The organism is Candidatus Zixiibacteriota bacterium, assembly GCA_021159005.1.
Classification (GTDB): domain Bacteria; phylum Zixibacteria; class MSB-5A5; order UBA10806; family 4484-95; genus JAGGSN01.
Genome location: JAGGSN010000054.1, coordinates 25,263 through 34,273 on the forward strand (window position 1 = coordinate 25,263; position 9,011 = coordinate 34,273).

Genomic DNA, 9,011 nt, shown 5'->3' on the forward strand with positions numbered 1-9,011 from the left:
ATACGATACATAATATATCTTATAGGACGCTATATATGCAATTAAAAATAAGCTAAACCATCCAAAATTGGCTATCCGATAAATCTGGCCTTATCGGAATTGTGTCTACTACAGGCCACCTTTCTATCTCGTTCTCACCATCAAATACCTTGACTTTTAACGATGACATCTCGCCGCCTATATCCTTTATATGAAACCCAAGCTCTAAGATGCTGCCTATACGACAATTTATAAAGTTGGTTTTTTGATTAGAGCTGACACAACCGTTTTTACAGATAATCTCAAAACCCTCCGGCTTAGTGAACTGGAATTTTACAATCATATGTTTAATATCCGTTCCGAAAGTCGGGTCAACACGTAAAAATACCTCGCCGCGCTTACCATAGCCGTAATAAATTGCGCTAAGCTTCCGGTCGGCTTTATGCATAGTTGAGCCAGCTTTCTGACAATCGAAAAAGCCAGCATTCGCCCATTCATAAAAATGCGTAATCTTGCCGTCAAGCTTAGGCTTGATAAAGTCAATCGGCTCTGTGAGGTGCGCTCTGATATAATCAGTTCTGATAGGTTTAAACAGCTCCGGCGGAATATCCAATTCTAAAATCGTATAGACATTCATCAGATGCGCTCGGTAAAGCCGGTCGAAACGGTCATTATCCGGGCTGGAATGCTCATCACCAAACCACCAGCACCAGTCTGAACCCTCAGCGATAAATATCTCTTTCTTGGCTAAGTCAAGAGATTCCTTAGAGATTGCTTTATCGGGCGATTTTATCTTATTTTCAAGGGCTTGACGGGCATCATACAGGAGATCCCAGGCTTTATTATCCTCGGGATGTCCTATCCAGATACCGAAATCATGATTTATCCAGCTTCCCGGGTGAAGTTTACCCAACGAACACATTTGTTCAGTAGTTTTAATCGCTTCTGAAAAAGTCATCGTTTTAATTGATGGATGCTCTGATAATCGCGTATATAACGTTTCAAGGAACGCATGACCATCATCGGGAAAATATTCCCAGACGTTTTCACCATCCAAAGCGATACAGACTACAGGTTCATGATCGTGATTAGCGCGAAAGTTCTTGTCGATATTTTCCAGCTTGCCGATAAAATCATCAACTGCCGCTTCAGGCTCCATATGTGAATAGACAAAACCTATCAGGTCTGAGAGGACATGATCGCGAAAGAAAATACTAAGACTTTTATCCTTGATAGTCATTTTATATGGCTGATACAATTCGCCGGTTTTAATTATCCGGTTGTCCCCGCTTCTTCTTATCCCTCTGCTAAGGCTTAATGCTAATATCTCTTCATCAGTGGCAATCCATTCAATGCCGGCATCGACGAGAATAGGGATAATCTGTTCCGAAACAGATCCCTCAGATGGCCACATGCCTTTCGGTTTATAACCAAACTTTATTTTAAAATATTCTATTGCCGTTGCTATTTGCTCTGCGGCATCCTCAGGATGAGTAAAACGGTTATCCGGAAGCGAAATCAAAGGCACAGATTGGCGAGCAATCTCAGTATCGCAAAGAAGCGGCAATATCGGGTGAAAATACGGGCTTACCGATAGTTCTATCTGTCCTTTAACAGCCATCTTTTTATACAAAGGGATTATTTTACCCATAAGCTTTTGCTGAAATTTAAACAGTAATTCTTTATCATCCTCAGTGTATTTTTCTTGTTTTTTAAGAAGGTGTTTTATCGGCTTATCATCTTTGAAAATCGGGTCAATCCAAGCAAGATTTGAAAGAACTTGAAGGTCGAGCCAGTCCTGTTTTGTGAAATCACTAATATCATTGTTTCTTGATTTGTATAGCTCATTATACCTTCTTACAGGTTCTATCATAGTTTCATAATTTGCCTTGAAGAACTCGGCAAGAATCGTATGTTTGTCTGTATCGCTTAAGGTGTCGGCAGTTTTACGGGAAAGCTCTAAGTGATCCTCTACAGCCTCTCCCCTGCCGTATTCCTCGATTTGCTCTAGAAGCGATGGCACGAGATTGAAGGTTTGTTTTATATCGGGAAACTTATCGAGTATAGCGGCCATATCATAGTAGTCTTTAGTGCCGTGAAGACGCACCCAGGGCATAAGATAACGACCTGTAAGCAGGTCTTTATAGAACGGTTGATGCATATGCCACAGGATACAGAGTTTCAATTTGCTGACCCTTTATTTGATTTTGTAATTATATAACGAAAGATAATCATCGCTTTCTCCACAATGATAAAAATATCTAAATACGGCATGGTTTTGCAAGCTAATTTTTCAGGAGTTTTTCCGAAAAGATAGATATTAACCATATTAAAAATGACCTGCCGATTTTCTTAGCAAGTAAAATATTTCAGTTCATCCGCCTTAGGCGGACTACGAACTGACACAACATAAAAATAGGTATGAGTCGTCCGTTAACTGCTGCCGTACTACCCTATTGGGGTTTTTAATAGGCGGGCTTTTTAAACTCGCTCCGACTCTGAAAGGGTCGGCTATTAATTCCGATTGATAAATGTATAAATAAACAGTCTGTAGTCAACAACCAGACAGGTTAATCAACCTGAACTCTATACTTTGCCTCAACCAGTTTTTCTTTTGCTTGGGATGCAAACCTTGAAGTATTGTAGTTGTCTACAATCTGCTGGTAGGAGTTTTGGGCCTTGTCAAATTGCTTGGCATTGTTAAAAGCTCTGCCAGCCGCCATATAATAGCCGGGCGAATAATCATCATCCATTGATAATTCGGCGGCGCTGAAATAATAATCGCCAGCTTTTTCAAAATTGTTCTGCTGTTCAAAACAATTCGCGGCGCCGACATGCGCTGCCACAAGAAGCCTTGCGGTTTTGCCGTATTCGTTTATATATTTATCGAAATAAAATATCGCGCTATCGCAATTATTCTGGTCAAAATATACCTTGCCCAGATTATAACAAGCGCGGTCTGCCGATATGGTTGATTCATATTCATCAATTATTGTATTATATTGATTAATAGCCAAGGCGGGCTGCCGCATCGCCATAGATAGCTGAGCTTTGCCGAATAATATCTCTGCATCATAGCTTTTTTTCTGGATGCTGTAATTAATATAATAAATTATCGCTATTATAGCGGCAATTGCTACCGCTCCACCAATGAAAATGTTTCTATTTTGTTGAATATATTCAGAAGCTTTAAAAGCTGTATTGACCAGCTTATCTTCCTTCATCTGCTGTTTCGTAATTCTTTTCTCGGGGCTCAATCCGACCTCCTTCTTAATTATTGCAATCTTAAAATCTATACATATATCGTCTGCTTGGCAAGGTAATTTTAACTATAAAATCATCATTCGCCTTGAGTTGTATTTCGCTAATCATAATAGAAAAGGCGTCTAATAACTCCTGTTGGATCAAAAGACGCCTTTTATCTCTTAAGCTAACTTTCTTAATTATCTTACGCTATTAACTAATACAGCATTTATTATTATTTAAATTCAAACAACAATAAACCCGGCCATCTATCCGCCAAATAAACATAATCATCATTAGCAAATACTCCGGATGCTCCACCTTTTGTATTATAACTGGCAACAACAGATGCTTCAGCAATATCTACAACCTGTAAACCGCCGTTGAAATAAGCGGCTATAAAAGCATAACCACCATGAACATGGACATCCTTTGCAAAACCGGTTTCATTCTCGCCCGGTAAAGTTATAGGGCTTCCGATAATTGCTGGCTGAGTCGGGTCTGTAATGTCAACCATCACAAGACCAACCTTGCCGTATGCTAAATAGGCGGTATTGCCATCAACAAAAACACCCATAACTGAATCTGCAGCGGTATACGAGTAATTTCCTGCCAGAGTCGGATTTTCAGGAGTTGAAATATCAACTATTTGCAGACCGGAATCCGCATCGGCAATATAAACATAATCGCCGCTTAAATATATATCATATGCGGTTCCGGGAGTAGGCCAGGTTCCTACGACCGTCGGGTCAGATTCATCAGTGCCAATATCAATCGCAAACAAACTGTCGCCATTAACTGTAAAAACATAGCTATTACCATCATTAACAGCGGAGGCATAGAAAATATCATCTTCGCCGGATGGTGTTGGATCATAATATGATTGGGCATCATGATAAGTATCAATCATACTTGCGGGATTAGTTACATCGATTATTATCACTCCGGGACCTGAAAGATAGGCTCGATCGCCGGAAACTGTTATATCTCGGACAGTATAATTAGCAATATTCCCATCAAACGCGCCAATCTGATGAATCGTTTTAACGGTTATAGAGTCTGTGCCGCCTAATAAAATTATGGTATCGACAACATTGACTACTCGCAAGCCGAAGTTGTCATCAGCAATATAGATAAGGCTGTTATTGTCGCTTTCGACAAACACTTTATTAACATTACCCGGTGTGCTTCCATTTCCGGTGTCATAAATCATATGCAAGGTGTCTAAATAAAGCCTGCTGGTCGAGAAGTTCCAGATTTCGCTTTCAGCCGATTCACCCCAAGTAGTGTCGGTAACATAAACCCAGATAGAATCATCATCTTCAACATCGTACACTCGATTAGAATCAATTTTGGATATTACCCTCTCTTTAGCTATAACTTTCCAATAGTAAGTTGTGTCGAGTTCGAGCGCATATGAGGTATCATAACTATAAAAACGATAGCTATAGGTCTTTTGCTGTGCCGAGAAAAGCGGCGGGTCGGATTCATTGCCAAAATAAAGATCATACACTAAGGTGTCCAGATCAATATCGCTGCAAAGCCATGTAATTTTTAAATCCAAACTTAAATCCGTAGCTCCATTAGCGGGATAAGGCTCGCTTGGCGTTGTCGGGGGATGCTTTACAACATCTGTAATGTCGTCATTATCACCGCAGCCGGTTATAGCGAACAGCATAATAAGAACTGCGGAAAATATTTTAATCCCGAAACCTATTGAATCCTTTAGGGATGCTTTAACATTGAAACACTTCACAAAATCCTCCTAATTTTTATCAAAATCACTTTTTCTCTTTACCCTTTCGCCTGATTTACTATTTTACAGCATAGCAATGAGTAAATTCAGAAGTTTATAATAATTATGTAAGATGATGCAGTCAAGCTAATTTTAAAGGAATTTAAGAATTTCAAGGTTCATCAATTGCGAATCGACTATGGTCCATAAGATTGGGAAGCTTATTATTGTTTGCTTTGACAGCTAAAAATTAAGCCAATATAACAACGGCTTTTAAGGCGATTAATCTACTGGCAAAGCGATTTGGGAACAACTGCATCATCCGTAACCTGCTCAACCGGATAAAAACTGCTTTGGGAAGCTGTAAATATATTATAGTGACTGCCCTGATAATCGATAAATGATATTTCTCTGCTGTCGGGCGACCAGTCGACAATTCGCCTATCGCCAAATACAAGCGGTTGGGGAAGCGTGATTTGCTTAACTGTCTGATAGTCTCTAAAACCAATATCGATTACAATCAGCTCAGACTGGGCAACACATGCTAAATACCGTCTGTTGGGCGATATTGCCGGAAAAGTCAGGTTCATCCCGCTTATTAATGTGTCTATTTTCAGGGTGTCGGAATAGAGGAGATTGCCGGCATGAATCGAGTATAAACCTTTGCCGGTTTCGTCCCATTCATAATAGTCCCCCACTATATTTTGGATATAATAAAGAAGATGTCCTTCATTATCGTATACATGAACAACGCCGGCTTTGACGGCAACTTTCTGACCATCGACAGACCAAGCCGCATGATAATTGCCGCTCCGCGATATATTGCTTAGTTGAGAGGAAACACCTGTATCTATATTCAAAACGCTGACATTGATTTCATCATTATTGGGAATAGACTTGAAATATATTAACTTGGGTTCGGCGGGCGAGGTTATTATCTTATGAATTGAATCATTGCTTGAGTGAAACACATAATTCTCCAAACTAACCGGGTCTGCTTTATACAATGCTGACCCGATGCTTCCCGATGAGATATAGATAAAAGCGCTTTTATCATACAGCCAGTAGGGATAGCAGTCATTGGCGATATTATTGCTGATATTAATCGATTCGGGAGTATAGTCATAGATATTGACTAAAAATATCTCCGTATCCGATGCCAATGAATCTGCATAGGCGGTATAGGCAATCATACCGGTATTATAACCCGGACCGTTATTAAGGGGCGTATCTTTTACGCAGGAAATGATGAAGAATAAAAAGAGCAGGCTTAGCAATATGAAATGTTTTTGGGTTATGATATTTTCGCTATAGTATCCGAGTTTTATTGCCATCAGTTTATTGCCTTGATATTTTTCCAATCCATTTCCAAAACCATCTGCTGGCAGTATAATAAATGTTTTATATAATAGTAATTCTTTTGTTGCTGTTTTTGTTGAAATTACTTTAAAAATGTGCTGCCTGTGTATCCGGTCTGTTTTGCTGCCTGTGTGCCGGAACGTATATTTTTGACAAATCAATGAACCCCTCTTGTTGCCAAGCGCTGCTTGATAACAAGAGGGCGTATGCAATACGCTCCTACGCAGGTACCTCACCTAACAGATGAGTTTATCTTTTAAACCCTAATATGTTGATTTATAAGCTAACTGAATTCAAGATATAATAATCTACACATCAAATGGTGTCTTTATCAAGCCTCTCCCTTACTCCACAATCTCCTTAACAATACTAATGCAAGCATCAAATTTGCCAAAGGATGGCATCAGGTATAAACCGGCTACCGAGCCTTTTATCTTATCGATTATATCCATCGCAATTGCGGCGCCCTCAACAGCCGATTTATCGCCGGCTTTTTTCATCCGCTGCCGGATATCCGCAGGCACTATAATACCCGGCACCTCGTTATGCATGAACTCGGCATGCTTGTAGCTTACCAGCGGCAGAATACCCAGTATAATCGGCAAGGGATTTTTGGACATGCTGTCTAAGAAACCGTTAATCGTATCAAGGTCGTACATAGGCTGTGTGAAAATATACTGACCGCCGGCATCAATTTTACACCGGAGACGATCCATCTCCAATTGGTAGTCAGGCGCAGTCGGGTTGGCGGCTACTCCTATCGAGAAGCGTGTCGGCTTGCCGATTGAATTGCCTGAAAAATCATAGCCGGAATTCAGCTTGCTGATAATACTTACCAAACCGATTGAATCGACATCATACACGGCGGTGGCATTCGGGAAATCGCCAAGCGATGGCGGGTCGCCGGTCAGAGCTAAAATATCTCGTATGCCGACCGCATGCGCGCCGAGCAGGTCTGATTGAAGCCCCATCAGGTTACGGTCGCGGGTTGTGTTGTGAAGGATAATATCGATATCGACATTAGCCTTGATAAGGTAAGCTAAAGCCAAGCAGGACATCCGCACCCGCGCCATAGGCGAATCGGCAATATTTACCGCATCAGCGCCAGCCTCTTTAAGCTCACCGGCTACCCGGATAAGCTTTTTAGGATTGGTTCCCTTGGGCGGGTCAAGTTCGACCGAGATTACAAATTTGCGGGAAAGCTTTTCCAAAAAAGGCGAAACCGCTTTGGTTTCCGCCGTTTTTTCTGCGGTTGGTTTTGCTTTTACAGTTATAGCCGTCTTTTGCTCTTTACGGATAGGATGAATATCTTTCAAAGCCCGGGCAACCGCGGCTATGTGTTCAGGTGTAGTACCGCAGCATCCGCCAATTATCGCAGCGCCGGCTTCGACAAACTTTTTGGCATACTCGGCAAAATAATCAGGAGATGAAAAATAAACGAAACGTCCGGCATAAAGACGAGGTAAACCGGCATTGGGCTGAGCTGAAATATAATTCGTGCCTAATTCGCTTAATACCTCAATAACCTCAAGCATTTTCTGAGGCCCGACCGAACAGTTGGCGCCGATTACATCAACCCCCAGCGGGGCAAGATGAGCAATCACATCCTCAGGCGAATTGCCCAGCAGGGTTTTCCCCTCGGCAGTATATGTCATCTGGGCGATAATCGGCAAATCGGTGATTTTTTTCAGCGCCTTTACCGCCAGCTCCATTTCGATTAAATTGGACATGGTTTCGATAATAAAAAGATCGACTCCGCCCTCAAGTAAAGACTCGATTTGCTCGGTAAAAACATCAAAAGCTATTTCATGGCTGATTTTACCGTATGGCTGTAAATGTTTGCCAAGGGGACCGATTGAACCGGCAGCGAGTACATCCTGGCCGGTAATGTCTCTGGCTTCACGGGCAATTTTGACGCCTTTGATATTAATCTCCCTCACCTTAGTTTCCAGACCATAAGATGACAGCCTTACCATATTGGCGCCGAACGTATTGGTTTCGATTATTTCTGCGCCGGCATTGATATATTCTTGATGAATCTGCCCGATAAGGTCGGGTTTGGAGAGGTTTAGCTCATCGAATGAGCGATCGTAGGAAACACCTTTTTGGTTAAGATAAGTCCCCATGCCGCCATCACAAATTATGATGCCCGCTTCCAGTCTTTCGTGAAATGTTTCAGTCATAGTTTGATTTTACCGTTTAATTATTATCCGTTCAATAGATATATCGAATGTTATGGGAGATTCATTATTATATTTTGTTTTTATGTTGGGAAATTGTCAGGTGTGGTAATCCGACACCCTCATTTCAAAATTATAAAGATTTGATTTCACTACTGTCCGGCCTTTTGTCCGCCTTAGGCGGATGCTATAGTGATGTCATTCCCAACACTGCCCGCATCATTTCTAACACTGCCCGCGTGATTCCCACACTGCCCGCGTCATTCCCAACTTGATTGGGAATCCATAGATTGGTCATGCTGACAGCTCCTGCCTGCCGGCGCCCGCCTGTCTGCAGACACGGGGGCACGGTGTTTTTGTCATCCACCATTGAGTTAACTAACAGCCCCGTCCGCCACTGGCGGATTTCTGGATTCCCCCGCCGCGGCGGGGGAATGACGTAAATGGATAATCATCGAACCAAAATCGATTTCTGAAATTTTATTCCTCCTGTCGGCGGACAGGCATGAAATATT

General features: G+C 41.7%; 5 protein-coding genes. All 5 read right to left on the bottom strand.

The features are described from left to right. Positions 1 to 52: 52 nt before the first annotated feature. The 5 genes from J7K40_03620 to J7K40_03640 all read right to left on the bottom strand — a co-directional run bounded on the left by J7K40_03620 (position 53) and on the right by J7K40_03640 (position 8,499). Entirely contained in the window at positions 53 to 2,164 is a 2,112-nt protein-coding gene (locus J7K40_03620; GenBank protein MCD6161487.1) for a glycoside hydrolase, read from the bottom strand. 385 nt (positions 2,165 to 2,549) lie between these two features. Then, entirely contained in the window at positions 2,550 to 3,236 is a 687-nt protein-coding gene (locus J7K40_03625; protein MCD6161488.1) for a tetratricopeptide repeat protein, read from the bottom strand. A gap of 221 nt (positions 3,237 to 3,457) precedes the next feature. Continuing rightward, a complete protein-coding gene (locus J7K40_03630; GenBank protein ID MCD6161489.1) occupies positions 3,458 to 4,978 on the bottom strand; it encodes a hypothetical protein in 1,521 nt (506 codons plus the stop codon). Positions 4,979 to 5,244: 266 nt separating this feature from the next. Continuing rightward, entirely contained in the window at positions 5,245 to 6,318 is a 1,074-nt protein-coding gene (locus J7K40_03635) for a hypothetical protein (protein MCD6161490.1), read from the bottom strand. A gap of 342 nt (positions 6,319 to 6,660) precedes the next feature. Then, positions 6,661 to 8,499, bottom strand: coding sequence for a bifunctional homocysteine S-methyltransferase/methylenetetrahydrofolate reductase (locus tag J7K40_03640; GenBank protein MCD6161491.1), 1,839 nt, complete (start codon positions 8,497 to 8,499; stop codon positions 6,661 to 6,663). Between the last annotated feature and the right edge of the window lie 512 nt (positions 8,500 to 9,011).